Origin of the sequence: Pseudonocardia thermophila (assembly GCF_900142365.1) — a bacterium.
In the GTDB taxonomy this organism is placed as follows: domain Bacteria; phylum Actinomycetota; class Actinomycetes; order Mycobacteriales; family Pseudonocardiaceae; genus Pseudonocardia; species Pseudonocardia thermophila.
Map to the genome: position 1 here is coordinate 313,821 of NZ_FRAP01000004.1, position 16,529 is coordinate 330,349.

Genomic DNA, 16,529 nt, shown 5'->3' on the forward strand with positions numbered 1-16,529 from the left:
CCCTGTCTGCGCACTGCGTGCAGAAAGATCGGCGATCCGTGCGGATCATCGACGCACCGCGCCGGGGGTCACCCCGTACTGCGCGCGGAAGGCGCGGGTGAACGTGCCCTGGTCGGCGAAGCCCCACCGGTGTGCGACCTCGGCGACGGTCACGTCCCGGCCGACCCGCTCCAGCTCCGCGCGCGCCCGCGCCAACCGCCTGCGGCGCACGTAGCCGGCGACCGTGTCGTCGCGAGCGGCGAACAGCTCGTACAGCGACCGCAGCGACATCCCCGCAGCGCGGGCGATCTCCGCCGGGACCAGGTCCGGGTCGGTCAGCCGCTCCTCGATGATGTCGCGCACGGCCGCCCAGCGCTGCTCGCGGCAGCCGAGACGGCGGTCGTGGCGGGCGTCGAGAGCCCCGGCGAGCAGGTCCAGCGTCGCGGTGACGGCGGCGCTGGTCGCAGCGTCGTCCGGGGCGCCGCACACGGTGTCCACCGCGGTGTCGAGGAACGCCCGCAGCAGCCGGGTGCCCGGCCCGTCGTGCAGGACCGCGCCGACGGCGTCCGGGCCGAGGTCGCACAGCCGGTCACGGGGTACGAACAGCGTCCGCTTGCGGATGTGCGCCGGCACCGCGAACTGCGCCTCCACGGTGCTGTCCCACACGATCGCCATGCCCGGGGTCAGCCGGACCTCGGTGCGGGCGAACTGGACGACCTCGGTGCCGTCGAGGACGAACAGCGCGCCGACGTACTCGCCGGGGGAGCCCGCGATCTGCCGGCGGCCGCGGCGACCGGACACCGGACCCGACTCGCAGTCCACGACGCGCAGCGGACCGATGCGGTGCTCGACGACCTCCTCGCTGCCGCCCGCCACCGACGCGTGGTCGGCGACCAGGTCCCACGGCAGGTGGCTGGCGCTGATCGCGTGGCGATAGCCCTCCAGCGCATCGGCTGGCGGCAGCGAGCGCAGGGGCCACGTCTGCACGGCCGACATACTCCGACCGTAACCGTGACGCACGACGCGACACAGAGCCGCACGGACGAACACCCCCTGCCGGGTGGCCGCCGCGCGGGTGGCGGCACGAGTCCTCCCGCACGGTCGCGCGAGTCCTCCCGCACGGTCGCGCGAGTTCTCCCCCGCGATCGCGCGAGTTCTCCCCCGCGGTCGCGCGAGTTCTCCCGCACGGACGGGCGAGTTCTCCCGTGCAGACCAGCGAGTCGTGGATTCCGCGCCGGCGCGCTGCGGTTTCCGGGTCGGCGAGCCGCGGTTTTCCACGGAGTGACGAGGATTCTCGACGATCATCCCGGGCGACGAAGTCACCCTCCCGCACGGGAGGACACGCCCAACCGTACGAGGCAACTCGCCGGTCGGAGGGGGGAAAAAGCTCGCCCTCCCCTGCTGGAGAACTCGCCGACCCGGACGGGACAACTCGCCGACCCGGACGGGACAACTCGCCCGCCCGGAACCCGCAACTCGCCGCTCGGGGTGGACAGCTCAGGCCAACTCCGGCCTGCGCGGGCCAGGACGGGCCGACGTGCCCCGTGCCACACTCCCCGGCATGTCACGGACGCGCGTGGTCGTCGTCGGGGCCGGGTTCGGCGGCGTGGCTGCGACGATCGAGCTGGCCCGGCACGGCCTGACCGACGTGAACGTACTGGAGGCCGCACCGGAGATCGGCGGGACGTGGCTCTACAACACCTACCCCGGCGCGGCCTGCGACGTGCCCAGCCACCTGTACTCGTTCTCCTACGCCCAGCGCCGCGACTGGACCCGGCTGTGCTCACCGCAGGCGGAGATCCTCGACTACCTGCGCGGCGTCGCCCGGGACCACGGCGTGCTGGAGAAGGTCGTGTGCAGCACCCGGGTCAGCTCGTGCGCCTGGGACGACGACACCGCCACGTGGACCGTCACCGCCGAGGACGGGCGCACCTGGGAGGCCGAGGCGCTGATCGTCGCGACGGGGCAGCTCAACCAGCCGTCGATCCCACGCATCGAGGGCCTCGACGACGTCGCCGGGCACTCCTTCCACTCCGCCCGCTGGGACCACGCCCACGACCTCACCGGCCGCCGGGTGGCGGTGATCGGCTCGGGCGCCTCCGCCGCGCAGTTCGTGCCGGAGATCGCGAAGCAGGTCGCGCACCTGACGGTCTTCCAGCGCACCGCGAACTGGTTCCTGCCCCGCCGCAACCGCCGCTACCCCGGCTGGGTGCGCGCCGCCGTCCGACACGTGCCCGGCCTGCAGGCCTACCGGCGGGCGTTCGTGTTCCACTACGCCGAGGCGCTCACCGCGAGCATCCGCCATCCCCGCACGATCGGCCGCGTACTGGCACTGCGCTCGGCGGCGTTCATGCGGCTGCAGCTGCGCGACCCCGAGGTGCGCCGTAAGGCCTGGCCGGACTACACGTTCGGCTGCAAGCGGGTCCTGTTCTCCTCCACCTACCTGCCTGCGCTCCAGCGGCCGAACGTCGAGCTGGTCACCGAGCCGATCGCCCGGTTCGTACCGGACGGCGTGCGGACCGTCGACGGCCGCGTGCACGCCGTCGACACCGTCATCTGGGCCACCGGGTTCGCCACCACGCGGTTCATGTTCCCGATGGAGATCCGCGGCAGCGGCGGGATCGAGCTGGAGAAGGTGTGGGCCGACGGCCCGCACGCCCACCTGGGCATGACCGTGCCGGGCTTCCCGTCGATGTTCCTGATGTACGGGCCGAACACGAACACGTCGGGCGGCTCGATCATCTTCTACCTGGAGCAGCAGGCCGCGTACGCCCGTCAGGCGCTGCAGGCGATGCGGGCCCGTGGCGCGTCCTCGGTGGTGGTGCGCGAGGACGTCGAGGCCGCGAGCGACGCCGCGCTGCAAGCCCGCTTCCCCGGCACGGCGTGGTTGGCCTGCGATTCCTGGTACCGCGACCGCACGGGCCGCGTCGTCACCAACTGGCCCGGCTACATGAGCGAGTACAAGCGTGCGACCGACCGGTTCGACCCGGCCGAGTACGAGTTCGCCTGACGCCGGCCGCGCGCTCGTCCTTCACGCGTCCGTGCGCACCTCCACGCCGTCCTGCGGCCAGCGGGTGTGGTACCAGCCCTCGGCGTCGATGCGCTGGTAGGTGTGCGCGCCGAAGAAGTCGCGCAGCCCCTGGATGAGGTTGGCCGGGCCGCGCTCGCGCCGGTACGCGTCGTAGTAGGACAGCGAGCTGGCGAACGCCGGGATCGCCACCCCCTGCTCGGTCGCGGTGATGACCACGCGCCGCCAGGCGTCCTGCGCGTTCGCGACGGCCTCGGTGAAGTACGGGACCATGAGCAGGTTCTCCAGGTCGCCGTGCTCCTCGTAGGCTTCGGTGATCCGGTTGAGGAACTGCGCGCGGATGATGCAGCCGCCGCGCCAGATCCGGGCCATGGCGCCCAGGTCGAGGTTCCAGCCGTAGTTCTTCGACGCCGCCCGCATCTGCGCGAAGCCCTGCGCGTACGCGACGACCTTCGACGCGTAGAGGGCCTGGCGGATGTCCTCGACGAGATCGGTGCGGTTCGCGGCCTCGCTCGGGTTCGGCCCGACGAGCACCTTCGACGCTGCCTTGCGCTCCTCGCGCAGCGACGAGATGCCGCGCGCGAACACCGCCTCGGTGATGCCGGTGAGCGGGACACCGAGGTTGAGCGCGTCGATCGCGGTCCAGGTGCCGGTGCCCTTCTGACCGGCCTGGTCGACGATGACGTCGACGAGCGGACGGCCGGTCTTCTCGTCGGTCTTGGCGAGCACCTTCGCGGTGATCTCGATGAGGAACGACTCCAGGTCGCCGGAGTTCCACTCCTCGAAGATCTTCGCGATGGCCGGCGCGTCCAGCCCGGCGACGTGGGTGAGCAGGTCGTACGCCTCGGCGATGAGCTGGATGTCGGCGTACTCGATGCCGTTGTGGACCATCTTCACGTAGTGCCCGGCGCCGTCCGGCCCCACGTGGACGCAGCACGGGGTGCCGTCGACCTGCGCGGCGATCGACGTGAGGATCTCCTCGACCTCGGCGTACGCGGACGGGTCGCCGCCGGGCATGATGCTCGGCCCGTTGAGCGCGCCCTCCTCACCGCCGGAGACGCCGACGCCCATGAACCGCAGCCCGCGCTCGGCGCACTCCTGGGTCCGCCGGATCGTGTCCGGGAAGTGCGAGTTGCCGGCGTCGATGATGATGTCGCCCTCGTCGAGCAGCGGCACCAGCTCCTGGATGACGGCGTCGACGGGCGCGCCCGCCTTCACCATGACGATGATGCGGCGCGGCCGTTCGAGCGCCGCGACGAACTCCTCGGTGCTCTCGGCCGCCGTGAAGGTGCCCTCCCCCGAGTACGCCTCCATGAACTCCTCGGTGCGGGCGGAGGTGCGGTTGTGGACCGCGACGGGGATGCCGCGGCGGGCGATGTTGCGGGCGAGGTTGGCGCCCATGACGGCCAGTCCGGTGACGCCGATGCGGCTGAGTTCGGTCACGAGCGGAAACGCTACCCTCGCGCGCCCGCGCGTCGAGAACGAAGTTGTGGTGATCCACATGCCTTCTTGATCACCACAACTTCGTTCTCGACGCGCCGGAGAAGGCCCGTGTTCCGCTCTCGGGTACGCGGCCGCAGCCGGATCGTCCCGTTCGTCGTAGCGTCACGCGGGTGGACTACGAGGTGGTGCTGCTGCGGCACGGCGAGACCCACGGCTACGACGACGACCACGGCCTGACCGAGCGCGGCGAGCAGCAGGCCACCGCACGCGGCGCCGAGCTGGCCGACGAGATCACCCCGGGCACGATCGTGCGGATGCCCCACGCCCGCACCGCCCGGGCGACCGCCACCGCGGTCGCGCTGCGGGCCGCGCTCGTGGCGAAGCTCGGCCACGAGGACGGCATCGGCCCGCTCTACCCCGAACCCTTCTTCGACAACCTCCGCTACTCGCTGCACGGTGAGACGGTCGACACCACCGGCGGTGCCGCTCCTGCCCGTTTGGCCCTGCCACCCGGCGAGCTGCCCGAATGGGCGCGCGAGTACGACCGCTTCGACTCCGACTTCCGCGCCGGCGCCGCGGCCGGGAACCCGATCGAGTACTGGCTGCGCAACCCGACGCTCTACTTCGAGCCGCCGCAGATCGCGGCTCACCGCATGTGGCGGGGCGTCGCGACCGCCGCCGACGGGCACGACCCGGCCGGCGGTCCCCTGTTGGTCCTCGCTTCGACGCACTCGGCGCCGATGCGCGCGTTCGTGGCGACCACGATCGGCAGCGACCCCGGCGAGCCGCACAACCTCGAGGACGTACGGGTGCGCGTCCGCCAGGACGGCTCCGCCCGCGTGAGCTTCCGCGAGCACGTCGTCGAGACGTCGATCCCCGGCCACCTGCCGCCGTGGATCGACCGGACGTGGTTCGAGACCTTCGGTCGTTGATCCAGTTCGCCGCGGACGCCAGATCTGACGTCAGATGTTCTGGTCCTGCGGTGCCGGGTCGGTCGCGACCCGCGGTCCGGGCGGCCCGTCCGGCGCGGGCGGCGGCGTGATCCCCAGTGTGTACGCGGTCATCGACAGCGACCCGTACTGGTAGCCGTCGACGAGCACGTCGGTGCCCCCACCGGCGGCGGCGCCCAGCCCGGCGAGGTAGGCCAGCGGCAGGAAGTGGTCGTCGGTCGGGACGGCGGCCGCCCAGTCGGGCGACTCGGCCAGTGCGGGCAGCCGTCCGGGATCGCCGAGGACCAGCTCGCGGGCGGCGTCGTCGAAGCGGCGGGCCCAGTCGAACCCGTCGTCGGGCAGGTTCGGGTCGATCCCGGCGAGGTTGTGCACGACGTTGCCGCTGCCCAGCACGAACACTCCGCGCTCGCGCAGCGGGGCCAGCTTCGCGCCGAGCTCCAGGTGGTACTCCAGCGGCTTCATCGCGTTCACCGACAGCTGAACGACGGGCACGTCGGCCGCGGGTAACATGTGCGTGAGCACCGACCAGGTGCCGTGGTCGATCCCCCAGCTGTCGATGTCGGCGCCCACCCAGGTCGGCTTGACGATCTCGGCGATCTCCGCGGCCAGCTCGGGTGCACCGGGCGCCGGGTACTGCAGGTCGAACAGCTCCTGCGGGAAGCCGAAGAAGTCGTGGATGGTCCGCGGCCGCGGCATCGCGGTGACGGCCGTGGCGTGGATGTACCAGTGCGCGGACACGACGAGGATCGCCCGCGGCTTCGGCAGCTCCGCACCCAGCCGCGCCCACGCGGACGTGTAGCGGTTGCGCTCCAGCGCGTTCATCGGGCTGCCGTGGCCGACGAACGCGGCCGGCATCGGGGTCTCGGCCATGGGGGACCTCCGGGATCAGAAGGCGGGCCACGGGATCGCCGGACCGTACCCCGACGGCGGCGGGTACACCCGGGATTCGAGCAGCGCGTCGACGCGGTCGGCGAACGCGCGCGTCTCCCTCCGGGTCACGTGCTGGCCCAGCTCGTCGGCCAGCCCGCCGTCCAGCCCGGCGCGCAGCTTCTCCAGGCCCTCGATCACTTCAGGCGACAGCTCCTGCCCGACGAACCCCCACAGCACCGTGCGCAGCTTGTCCTCGACGTGCATGGTCAGGCCGTGGTCGACGCCGTAGACGCGGCCGTCGACCCCGGCGAGCACGTGGCCGCCCTTGCGGTCGGCGTTGTTGACCACGACGTCGAACGCGGCCAGCCGGCGCAGCTCCGGGATGTCGGCGTGCACCAGCACGGCGGGCCGGCCGCCGTCGTCGCGGGCCCGCAGCACGGCCACCCAGCCGGGCGGCACCTCGGTCGGGGCGCACACGTCGACCAGCTCGCGCTCGTCGTCGGTGTCGATCCACAGCTGCACCATGCCGGAGCCGAAGGGTCCGTCGCGCAGCACGGTGGGCGGCACGACGTGGAAGCCCATGGCCTCCGACACGAGGTAGCTGGCGACCTCGCGGCCGGCCAGCGTGCCGTCGGGGAAGTCCCACAGCGGCCGTTCGCCGCGCACCGGCTTGTAGACGCACTGGGCGGCCAGGCCGTCGTGCGTGATCGACCCGAACAGCGTGGCGTTGGAGGCATCGACGAGCCGGCCGGTGATCTCGATGCGACCGTGCTGCAGCAGCGCCGGCACCGCCGGGTCTCGTGGGTCCACGGGGCGGTCAGCGGGTCATTCGGCAGCCGTCACGCGCTGCCGGTAGCCGTTGAGCCGCACGCACACGTGCCCCGTGGCGTCGAGCGGTTCGGCGCACAGCGGGCACGGCGGGCGCCCGGCCTGCACGACGCGCTCGGCCCGGTCGGCGAACGCACGCGCCTGCATCGGGGTGAGGAACACCCGCAGCGCATCGGGGCCTTCCTCGGTGTCGTCCAGGACGACGGACTCGTCGACCTCCTCGTCGGTGACGGCGAGCAGCTCCACCACGATCGACTTGCTCTCCGCGTCCCAGCCCAGGCCCATCGTGCCGACGCGGAACTCCTCCTCCAGCGGCAGGGCGAGCGGGTCGAGATCGGCCTCGGGGACGTCCTCCTCCACGCCGAACCGGCGCGCGATCTCGGCCAGCAGCGCGCTGATCCGCTCCGCGAGCACCGACACCTGCTGCTTCTCCAGCAGGACGCTCACGGTGCGCGACCGTTCGGCGGCCTGCAGGTAGAACGAACGCTGGCCGGGCTCGCCGACGGTGCCGGCGACGAAGCGCTCCGGCTGGCGGAAGACGTGGATGACGCGTGACATGGCACCGTCGAGAGTAGTCCGCCGCGGCCGTCGGAGCACGTCCGTGGTGGTCGTTCGCCCGGTGGTGGGTGCGCCGGTCCGCGCGGTCAGGCGTTGGTCGCCCCGCCGACGACGGCGTCGGAGCTCGGCGGCTTGGCGGTGCGGCGGCGCTTGCGCTTGGGCGGCGCGAGCCCGGACAGGTCCCCGCCGACGTCGTTGATCCGGGAAACGAACGGCCGGGTCTGCGTGTAGTGAACGACGCTGATCGAGCAGGTGTCGACCATGATCCGCTGGAAGTTGTCGAGGTGGGTGCCGAGCGCGTCGGCCAGCACGGCCTTGATCACGTCGCCGTGGGTGCAGGCGATCCAGATGGCGTGCGGCCCGTGCTCGGCGGCGATGCGGGCGTCGTGGCGACGCACGGCGGACACCGCGCGGTGCTGCATGGCGGCCAGCCCCTCGCCGCCGGGGAACACAGCGGCCGACGGGTGGGCCTGCACCACCTTCCACAGCGGGTCCTTGGCCAGTTTCCGCAGCTCACCACCCGTCCAGGAGCCGTAGTCGACCTCGGCGAGCTCGGGTTCGGTGAGCGGCTGCAGGCCGCGCTCGGCGGCGAGCGGTGCAACGGTCTGCTCGCACCGCAGCATCGGCGAACAGACGATCTCCGCGACCGGGACGCCCTTGAACCGCTCGACGATCTTCTCGGCCTGACTGCGCCCCACCTCGTCCAGCTCGACGCCCGGGGTGCGTCCGGCGAGGACCCCGGCGACGTTGGCCGACGAGCGTCCGTGGCGCAGCAGGATCATCGCGGTCACGACGTCGAGCCTACGTGCGGATCGATCACGTGGCGCTGATCCAGCCGGACACGAGCGCCTGGAACAGGACCACGCCGAGCACGATCCGGTACCAGACGAACACGTACACGCTGTGCCGCTTCACGTAGCCGAGCAGCCAGTGGATGACGGCGAAGCCGACGACGAACGCGATGAGCGTGCCGACGATCATCTGGGGCACGTCCGGACCGTCCGGGGTGACGCCGATGTCGGGGATCTGGAACAGCCCGGCGGCGACGACGGCGGGGATGGCCAGCAGGAACGAGTAGCGCACCGCGGCCTCGCGGGTGTAGCCGAGCGCCAGCCCCATCGTGATCGTGCCGCCGGAGCGGGACACGCCCGGCACCAGCGCCATCGCCTGGGCGAGGCCGAGCAGGATGCCGTCGCGCAGGCTCATGTCGCGCAGCTCCAGCTTCTGCCGGCCGTAGCGCTCGGCCAGGCCGAGCAGGATGCCGAAGACCAGCAGGGTGGAGGCGACGAGCCAGAGGTTGCGCGCGACCGTCTCGATCTGGTCGCGGAAGACGAAACCGAGCACGGCGATGGGGATGGTGCCGACCACCACCAGCCAGGCGAGCCGGTAGTCGGCGTGCCGGCGCACCTGTGGGTCGACGTGGCCGCGGAACCAGGTGGCCGCGAGGTGACCGATGTCACGGGCGAAGTAGATGAGCACGGCCGCCTCGGTGCCCAGCTGGCTGACCGCGGTGAACGCCGCTCCCGGGTCGTGGCCGAAGAACACCTCCGAGACGATCCGCAGGTGTCCCGACGACGAGATCGGGAGGAACTCGGTGAGGCCCTGCACCAGACCGAGCACGACCACTTCCAGCCACGTCACGGCGCGTGACCGTACCCGTCCGGGTCACGGGGGCGGCGCCTAGGCTCCCGCTGGTGCAGCGACGACGGGTCGGGGCCAGCGGGCTGGAGGTCTCCCGCCTGGGCCTGGGAACGATGATGTGGGGTGCCGAGACCGACGCCGAGACCGCCGCGGAGGTGCTCGCGGCCTTCGTGGACGCGGGCGGCACGCTCGTCGAGACCGCCGACGCGTACGCGGAGGGCGCCGCTCAGGAGGTGCTCGGGACGCTGCTGGCGAAGGTGGGCCGCGACCGGCTGGTGATCGCGGCCCGGTGTGCGCTTCCCCACGGCGCGCTGGGCGACGGGCCCGCCCGCGGGGCGCTGCTGACCGCGCTGGACGCCACGCTCGTCCGGCTGGGCACCGACCACGTCGACCTGTGGCAGCTGCCGGCGTTCGACCCGTCGATCCCGCTGGACGAAACGCTCTCGGCGGTGCAGGTGGCCGTCTACCAGGGCAAGGCGCGCTACTGCGGGCTGGTCGGCCCGCAGGGTTGGCAGCTGGCCACGGTGGCCGAACGGGCGCGCACGCTCGGCCCGGTCGCGATCCCGGCCTCGGCGCAGGTGGAGTACTCCCTGCTGCACCGGGCGGCGGAGCACGAGCTGCTCCCCGCTGCCGCCCACCACGGGATCGGCGTGCTGGCCTGGGCGCCGCTGGGCCGCGGCGTGCTCACCGGCAAGTACATCGGCGGCACGCCCGCCGACTCCCGCGCCGCCTCCCCCACCATGGCCGCCTACGTCGAGGCACGCCGCACCGAGCGCGCTTCGCGCATCGTCGCCGCCGTGATGACGGCCGCCGACGGGCTGGGCACGACCCCGCTGGCCATCGCGATGGCGTGGGTGCGCGACCGGCCCGGTGTCGCGTCCGCGCTGGTCGGGGCCCGCGACGCCCGCCAGCTGGCGGCGTCGCTGGCCGCCGAGCCGGTGACGCTGCCGGCGGAGATCCGCGAGGCGCTCGACGACGTGAGCGCTGTTCCGCAACCCGCCTGAGGATGCCTGGCCGCGCCCGCCCGACGGTCCTATGGTGGGAGCGTCCGCCTGGTTTCCCGGACGGCGCAGGGCACGACGCACGAGGAGGTGGCCGGTGGCTCGTAGCTCGACCGCCACGACCGAGGAGGGCACCGAGGGGCATCTGGTCGACGGCGACTGGGAGTACCGCCCCGTCCAGCTCCCAGGCGACGTGTCCCGCATGACCGCCGCGGTGCGCCTGGCGATCCAGGCCGAGTTCGGGGGGTGGGAGCTCTCCCGCGTGCGGCTCTACCCGGGCGGGGTGCGGAAGGTGTGGCTGCGGCGCAGGCGCACGTCCGACCTGCTGCCGGAGCCGACGATCTCCTGAGCGCGGTGCAGTGACCACGGTTTCCTGAGGCGCGCTCAGCCTTTCGGTCGTACGCTCGGTTACTCGCCGTCGATGTAATGGCCGATCCGGTCACACCGATGGATCACGAGGGGCTCTGCAGTACGAGGGGGGAAGTCGTGCAGCAACCAGGATCGAGCCGGGCAACGTCCCGGACCATCCTCATCGAGTTCAACGAGCTGAGTCCGCGGCTGCTCGACCGGTTCATCGCCGAGGGGCACCTGCCGGCGTTCCGGGCGTTCCGCGACTCCTCGGTGGTGTTCACCACGGACGCCGGTGAGGACCCGCCGGCGCTGGAGCCGTGGATCCAGTGGGTCACCGTGCACAGCGGGCTGCCCTACTCGGAGCACCAGGTGTTCGCGCTCGGCGACGGCCGACGCAAGCTGACGAAGCCGCTGCTCGGCGACGTGCTGGCCCGGGCGGGCGTGCCGGTCGGGATCTTCTCGTCGATGAACACGAACTACCTGCGCCGCCCCGGCGACGCGGGCTACGTGGTGCCGGACCCGTGGGACGTCGACGGGGTGGCCTACCCGCAGTCGCTGCAGCCGTTCTACGAGACGGTGTCGGCCGCGGTGCAGGAATCGTCGCGGGACGCGCTGCCCGGCCCGGCGCAGCTGGCGAAGTTCGGGCTGTTCCTTGTCCGCAACGGCCTGCGGCCGGCCACGGTGAAGCAGGCGATCGCGCAGCTGGTGAACGAGAAGCGCACCGGCGGGGGCCGCTGGAAGCGCGCGACCGTGCTCGACGCGCTCAACTACGACGTGTTCCGGGCGCTCAACAAGCGCTTCGACGTGCGGTTCGCCACGTTCTTCTCCAACTCGACCGCGCACTACCAGCACTACTACTGGCGCGACCTGGAGCCGGAGCTGTTCACCGAGCCCGGCGACGGCACGTACGCCGAGGCCGTCCTGCACGGCTACGAGTCGATGGACCGGCTGCTGGCGAAGATCATGGCCGACTACCCGGACGCGCTGCTCATCCTGGCCACGGCGCTGTCGCAGGAGCCGTGGACCGACACCGAGAAGCGCACCTACCGGCCCCGCGACTTCGCCGAGCTGCTGGCGTTCGCGCGCGTGTCCGGCGGGGTGGCGAAGCCGATGATGGCCGAGCAGTTCGTCGTCGCGCTGCCCGGGGAGCAGGCCGCGATCCGGGCCGAGGAGCAGCTGCGTGCGCTCGTCACCGACGGCGGGGAGCCGGTGCTGAAGGTCGACCGCGACGGCGACCAGCTGCAGGTCGGCGCCCGCCGCGCCGCCGCGGCGGACGGGGCGGTCGTGATCAACCCCGAGACCGGGGCACGGCGTCGCCACGACGAGCTGTTCTACGCGATCCACACCACCCGCTCCGGCCGTCACCACCGGGACGGGGCGCTGTGGTTCCGCACCGGGGAGCACCGGGTCGTGCCCGGGCGCGTGCCGCTCACGGACATCGCGCCGACGATCCTCGAGCACTTCGGGGTGCCGCAGCCGGAGCACATGAAGGGTAAGCCACTACCGCTGCGTGCACCGGCGAGCGTGAGGTAGGCGCAGGAGAGCCACCGCGTTGATCGCGCCCGGCTCCCCTGTCGCCGAGCGCGGCACGCGCGCCCCCGAGTCGACGACGGCTCTGCGGCCGATCGGGCTCGCGGCCCGTGAGTCGCTCGCGCGGTGCACACGGCCCCCCGTCGTTCCTCCGAGGGCCCCTGCGCACCTGCCCACCGTCGTCGACGCGCGCGAGCGTCGTGGTCACCTCCCGGTAGTGCTCGGCCCGCCGCGGTGAGGCGCAGTACGGAGCGCGAGGCCCGGGCGCCGTGGAGGTGGATCGCATCTGCAGGAGCTTCGTCCCTTTCACGTCATGGTGTGAGAGGGCTCTCCTGCGACCCGGTCAGGGGAGCAGGACGACCTTCCCCGTCGTTCCGCGGGACCCGAGCGCCTTGAGCGCGGCCTTGGCCTCGGTCAGCGGGTATTCCGCTCCGACCAGCGGATCGATCTTCCGCTCCCGCCACAGCTGCGCCAGCGCCTCCTGCCACTGCGGGATCAGCTCCGGGCGCATCTTGCGGTAGAGCCCCCAGTGCACGCCGACGACCGAGTAGTTCTTCACGAGTGCGTGGTTGGTGGGCGCGTCGGCGATCCGCCCGCCGGCGAACCCGATGACCAGGATCCGGCCCTCGAACGCGACGGCGCGCCGGGAGGCGTCGAAGACGTCGCCGCCGACCGGGTCGTAGATCACGTCGGCGCCGCGGCCGCCGGTGAGCTCCTTGACGCGGGCGACGATGTCCTCGGAGCGGTAGTCGATCACGTCGTCGACGCCGAGGCCGCGCACGACCTCGCACTTCTCCGGCCCGCCTGCGGTGCCGATGACCCGCGCCCCGGCGGCCTTGCCCAGCTGCACGGCCGCCGTCCCGACGCCGCCTGCCGCGGCGTGCACGAGCAGGGTCTCCCCCGGCTGCAGCCGGGCTCGCTGGTGCAGCGCGCAGTAGCCGGTCTGGTAGGTGACGAACATCCCGGCCGCCTGGGCCGCGGACATCCCCTCCGGCCAGGGCAGCGTCGAGTCCGCGTCGAGCACGGCCAGCTCGGCGTAGCCGCCCTTGCCCATCGGCGGGGTGCCGAGCACCTTGTCCCCCACCGCGGCGGCCGCGCCCTCACCGGCCGCGACGACCTCCCCGGCGATCTCCAGGCCCGGGGTGAACGGCAGCGGCGGCTTCTCCTGGTAGCGGCCCTGGCAGAGCAGGATGTCCGGGAAGTTGCACGCCACCGCGGCCACCCGCACCAGCACCTGGCCGGGACCCGGTTCGGGGTCGGGGAGCTCCTCGAACGTCAGGACGTCCTCTGGTTCGCCCAGCTCGTGGACCTGCCAGCCCTTCATCGGTGCTCGTCCTCCTTCAGCAGATGCGCAGGAATCGATCCAGCACGCGGGTGCCGAACTCCAGCGCGTCGATCGGGACCCGTTCGTCGATGCCGTGGAACAGCGACGCGAAGTCCAGGTCCGGGGGCAGCCGCAGCGGCGCGAACCCGTAGCAGCGGATGCCGAGGGTGTGGAACGACTTGGCGTCGGTGCCGCCGGAGAGCATGTACGGCACCGTCGTCGCGGTCGGGTCCTCGGTGCGCAGCGCCTCCAGCATCGCCTGCGTCAGCGGCACGTCGAACTCGGTCTCGACGGCGGGCAGATCGGTGACCCACTCACGGGTCACGTCCGGCCCGATCAGCTCGTCGACCTCGCGCAGGAACGCCTCCCGGCGGCCGGGCAGGACCCGGCAGTCCACGACCGCCTCCGCCGACGACGGGATGACGTTGGCCTTGTAGCCGGCCTTGAGCATCGTCGGGTTCGCGGTGTCGCGCACGGTCGCCCCGACGATCCGCGACAGCGGCCCGAGCTTCGCCAGGGCGCCCTCCAGGTCGTCCTCGGGGAACTCCAGCCCGGTCAGCTCCCCGATCCGGTCGAGGAACGCCTGCACCGTGGGCGTCAGGACCAGCGGGAACGTGTGGTTGCCCAGCTTCGCCACCGCCTCGGCCACCTTCGTGACGGCGTTGTCGTCGTGCAGGAAGGACCCGTGCCCGGGCTTGCCGCGAGACCGCAGCCGCATCCAGGCGATGCCCTTCTCCGCGGCCTCGATGAGGTAGACGCGCTGGTCCTCGCCGAGGGTCAGGGAGAACCCGCCGACCTCGCCGACCGCCTCCGTGCAGCCCTCGAACAGGTCCGGCCGGTGCTGCACCAGCCACTGCGCCCCGTACGCGCCGCCCGCCTCCTCGTCGGCGACGAAGGCGAACACGATGTCCCGCGGCGGCACGTACCCGGTGCGCTTGTAGTGCCGGGCGACGGCGAGCGTCATCCCGACCATGTCCTTCATGTCGACCGCACCCCGGCCCCACACGTAGCCGTCCTGAACGGCGCCGGAGAACGGGTGCACCGACCACTCGCTCGGCTCCGCCGGCACCACGTCCAGATGGCCGTGCACCAGCAGCGCGCCCCGGCTCGGATCGGCGCCCGGCAGGCGGACGAACACGTTGTCGCGCCGCGGAGCGCCCGACTCGATCACCTCGGGCTCGTAGCCCACCTCGGCGAGCTTCTCCGCGACGAACTCGGCCGCCTCCCGCTCGCCGACCACCGTCTCGGGGTCGCCGGTGTTGGAGGTGTCGATGCGGATCAAGGCGGAGACGAGGTCCACGACCTCGTCGGCTGGGCTGGCGGTCACGATCGTCTTCCTACCATCGACGCCCGGATCGCATACCCCCGCGCGGTCCCGCGGAGGCGTGGGCTAAGCTTCTCTCGTCGCGCACGACGCGGCGATGTCCGAGTGGCGGAATGGCAGACGCGCTAGCTTGAGGTGCTAGTCCCCGTTATAGGGGGTGGGGGTTCAAGTCCCCCCTCGGACACCCAGACGTTGCACACCTGCGACGAACCACGTTCCAGTGTCAGAACGCGCTTGAACACGCGTGTGCAGCAGCGACGCGCCCGTGGCGGTGGTCGTCGTGACGAGCGCCGCCATCGCGCCCCTGCTGCTCCCGGCCCGGACACCCAGCGATGGACCAGCACGCCCGGCCCGGGCGGCCGCTATCCCTCGCCGCGGATTGGCGCTACCGGAGCCACCGATCACCCGCACCGCGGACACCGTCTACGGGATGTCCGTCCTCGATCGTGGCGGGCGGATCGCCGATCGCGCGGCGTTCGCCGCGCTGGGCTGGACGCCCGACACCAGGCTGCGCGTCCACATCGCCCGCACCCACCTCACGCTGCGCCCGGCCCTCGACGGCCCGGTGGCGGTCAAGAATCACCGGTTCATCTGGTTGCCCGCCGCGACCCGGCATCGGCTCGATCTGCGACCCGGAGATCGAGTATTGCTGGCCGCGGAACCCCAGCGGCAGACGCTGGTCATCTACCCACCCGCCGCGCTTGACGCGCTGCTGACTCATAGACGGTCGGCCTCGAAGGCCGGTGACCGCGATGAGTAACGACACGCCCGACCGGCCCAACCCGAGCACTGCGGACCTGGATGCGGCCCGGATCCTGCTGTCGCGACTCGGGCTAACAGCCGAAGACCTCCTCGACGCACCGGCCGCCCGCGTGGCAGTGCCGACCTTCCGCGACTACATCCCGATCGTGGCCGCCGGCGCACGCCCCGGCACCCGCCGCGTTTACAGCAGCTACTGGAACCGGATCGACAAGCACTGGGGCGAACGCCGGATCGACGAACCCACCCCGTCGGAGATCCGCCAACTCCTGGTCGACATGCAATCCGAACTGGTCATCCGCCGCAGCGGACGCGGCGGCCACAGCGCCACCGAACACATGATCGCCGCACTGCGCTGCCTCTACCGGCGCGCCGAGGAAGACGGCCTGATCACCGCCGCCGCCAACCCGGCCAAGAAGGTGGACAAGCCGCGCCGACCACCCTCGACCCGCCGCGCCGTCGCCGACACCCGACTCGCAGAGATCGTCCAGGTGGCCGCCACGACCGGTGACGATCCCGCCCTGGACGCACTCATCCTGCGGCTGCACATCGAAACGGCATGCCGCCGCGGTGGCGCGCTCGCACTGCGCCCGATCGATCTCGACCCGGACCAGTGCTTGATCTCGCTCCGGGAGAAGGGCGACACCACCCGATCACAACCAGTCTCCCCCACGCTGATGAGCCAGCTGCTCGCACACACCAACGAACGCAGTGCAGCCGCGACACCCGGCGGCCCGCTGCTGCGGTACCGATCCGGACAGCGGATCACCCGCCGCCGCTACGACTACATCTGGACCCGACTCGGCCAGCATGAATCGCCCTGGGTGGTGGAGAGGCTCTGATCTAGCAAGGAGACTGGAGCCGTGCCTGCACCTCGGAAGTTCGATGAGGAGACCCGCGCCCGCGCGGTGCGCCTGTACGCTGACCGGCTGCGTGATCACGG

Annotated in this window: 16 protein-coding genes and 1 tRNA gene; 8 read left to right on the forward strand and 9 right to left on the reverse strand. The window is 72.1% G+C overall.

The window, feature by feature from the left end:
* Positions 1-45: 45 nt before the first annotated feature.
* Positions 46-975, reverse strand: coding sequence for a helix-turn-helix domain-containing protein (locus BUE41_RS07800; protein ID WP_073456273.1), 930 nt, complete (start codon positions 973-975; stop codon positions 46-48).
* 565 nt (positions 976-1,540) lie between these two features.
* Here BUE41_RS07800 and BUE41_RS07805 point away from each other — a divergent pair.
* Entirely contained in the window at positions 1,541-2,989 is a 1,449-nt protein-coding gene (locus BUE41_RS07805) for a flavin-containing monooxygenase (protein WP_073456274.1), read from the forward strand.
* Positions 2,990-3,010: 21 nt separating this feature from the next.
* On the opposite strand, the gene gndA is transcribed toward BUE41_RS07805, so the two are convergent.
* Positions 3,011-4,450 (reverse strand): NADP-dependent phosphogluconate dehydrogenase, encoded by a 1,440-nt coding sequence (gene gndA / locus BUE41_RS07810; protein ID WP_073456276.1) that lies wholly within the window; start codon positions 4,448-4,450, stop codon positions 3,011-3,013.
* 170 nt (positions 4,451-4,620) lie between these two features.
* Here gndA and BUE41_RS07815 point away from each other — a divergent pair, with 170 nt between their 5' ends.
* Positions 4,621-5,382: a histidine phosphatase family protein gene (locus BUE41_RS07815; protein WP_073456278.1), complete on the forward strand. Its 762-nt coding sequence runs from the start codon at positions 4,621-4,623 to the stop codon at positions 5,380-5,382.
* A gap of 30 nt (positions 5,383-5,412) precedes the next feature.
* On the opposite strand, the gene ygiD is transcribed toward BUE41_RS07815, so the two are convergent.
* The 5 genes from ygiD to BUE41_RS07840 all read right to left on the reverse strand — a co-directional run bounded on the left by ygiD (position 5,413) and on the right by BUE41_RS07840 (position 9,297).
* A complete protein-coding gene (gene ygiD, locus BUE41_RS07820) occupies positions 5,413-6,270 on the reverse strand; it encodes a 4,5-DOPA-extradiol-dioxygenase (RefSeq protein ID WP_200803798.1) in 858 nt (285 codons plus the stop codon).
* A gap of 15 nt (positions 6,271-6,285) precedes the next feature.
* Entirely contained in the window at positions 6,286-7,080 is a 795-nt protein-coding gene (locus BUE41_RS07825; RefSeq protein WP_073456280.1) for an SCO1664 family protein, read from the reverse strand.
* A gap of 15 nt (positions 7,081-7,095) precedes the next feature.
* Complete coding sequence (locus tag BUE41_RS07830; RefSeq protein WP_073456282.1) at positions 7,096-7,656, reverse strand: DUF3090 domain-containing protein; 561 nt, start codon at positions 7,654-7,656, stop codon at positions 7,096-7,098.
* 86 nt (positions 7,657-7,742) lie between these two features.
* A complete protein-coding gene (locus BUE41_RS07835; protein WP_073456284.1) occupies positions 7,743-8,447 on the reverse strand; it encodes a histidine phosphatase family protein in 705 nt (234 codons plus the stop codon).
* A 25-nt stretch (positions 8,448-8,472) separates the two neighbouring features.
* Positions 8,473-9,297 carry an undecaprenyl-diphosphate phosphatase gene (locus BUE41_RS07840; protein ID WP_073456286.1) on the reverse strand — a complete coding sequence of 275 codons (825 nt, stop codon included), beginning with the start codon at positions 9,295-9,297 and terminating at the stop codon, positions 8,473-8,475.
* A 53-nt stretch (positions 9,298-9,350) separates the two neighbouring features.
* Here BUE41_RS07840 and BUE41_RS07845 point away from each other — a divergent pair, with 53 nt between their 5' ends.
* The 3 genes from BUE41_RS07845 (at position 9,351) to BUE41_RS07855 (ending at position 12,182) form a co-directional block, all read left to right on the forward strand.
* Positions 9,351-10,301 carry an aldo/keto reductase gene (locus tag BUE41_RS07845; protein WP_073456287.1) on the forward strand — a complete coding sequence of 317 codons (951 nt, stop codon included), beginning with the start codon at positions 9,351-9,353 and terminating at the stop codon, positions 10,299-10,301.
* Positions 10,302-10,395: 94 nt separating this feature from the next.
* A complete protein-coding gene (locus BUE41_RS07850; RefSeq protein WP_234997048.1) occupies positions 10,396-10,647 on the forward strand; it encodes a DUF5703 family protein in 252 nt (83 codons plus the stop codon).
* A gap of 137 nt (positions 10,648-10,784) precedes the next feature.
* The gene (locus tag BUE41_RS07855) at positions 10,785-12,182 is read left to right on the forward strand and encodes an alkaline phosphatase family protein (protein WP_073456289.1); all 1,398 of its coding nucleotides are present in this window, start codon (positions 10,785-10,787) and stop codon (positions 12,180-12,182) included.
* Positions 12,183-12,522: 340 nt separating this feature from the next.
* On the opposite strand, the gene BUE41_RS07860 is transcribed toward BUE41_RS07855, so the two are convergent.
* Together BUE41_RS07860 and BUE41_RS07865 are read right to left on the reverse strand one after the other, a co-directional pair.
* Positions 12,523-13,503, reverse strand: a complete 981-nt coding sequence (locus BUE41_RS07860; RefSeq protein ID WP_073456291.1) for an NADPH:quinone oxidoreductase family protein — start codon at positions 13,501-13,503, stop codon at positions 12,523-12,525.
* Positions 13,504-13,519: 16 nt separating this feature from the next.
* A complete protein-coding gene (locus BUE41_RS07865) occupies positions 13,520-14,830 on the reverse strand; it encodes a M20/M25/M40 family metallo-hydrolase (RefSeq protein ID WP_084754568.1) in 1,311 nt (436 codons plus the stop codon).
* 96 nt (positions 14,831-14,926) lie between these two features.
* On the opposite strand from BUE41_RS07865, the gene BUE41_RS07870 reads away from it, so the two are divergent.
* The 3 genes from BUE41_RS07870 (at position 14,927) to BUE41_RS07880 (ending at position 16,428) form a co-directional block, all read left to right on the forward strand.
* A tRNA-Leu gene (locus BUE41_RS07870) sits at positions 14,927-15,011 on the forward strand.
* Positions 15,012-15,257: 246 nt separating this feature from the next.
* The gene (locus BUE41_RS30075; RefSeq protein ID WP_073456355.1) at positions 15,258-15,587 is read left to right on the forward strand and encodes a hypothetical protein; all 330 of its coding nucleotides are present in this window, start codon (positions 15,258-15,260) and stop codon (positions 15,585-15,587) included.
* Positions 15,580-16,428, forward strand: a complete 849-nt coding sequence (locus tag BUE41_RS07880; RefSeq protein WP_200803799.1) for a tyrosine-type recombinase/integrase — start codon at positions 15,580-15,582, stop codon at positions 16,426-16,428. Before BUE41_RS30075 ends, BUE41_RS07880 begins: the two co-directional genes overlap by 8 nt.
* The last annotated feature ends 101 nt before the right edge of the window (positions 16,429-16,529 follow it).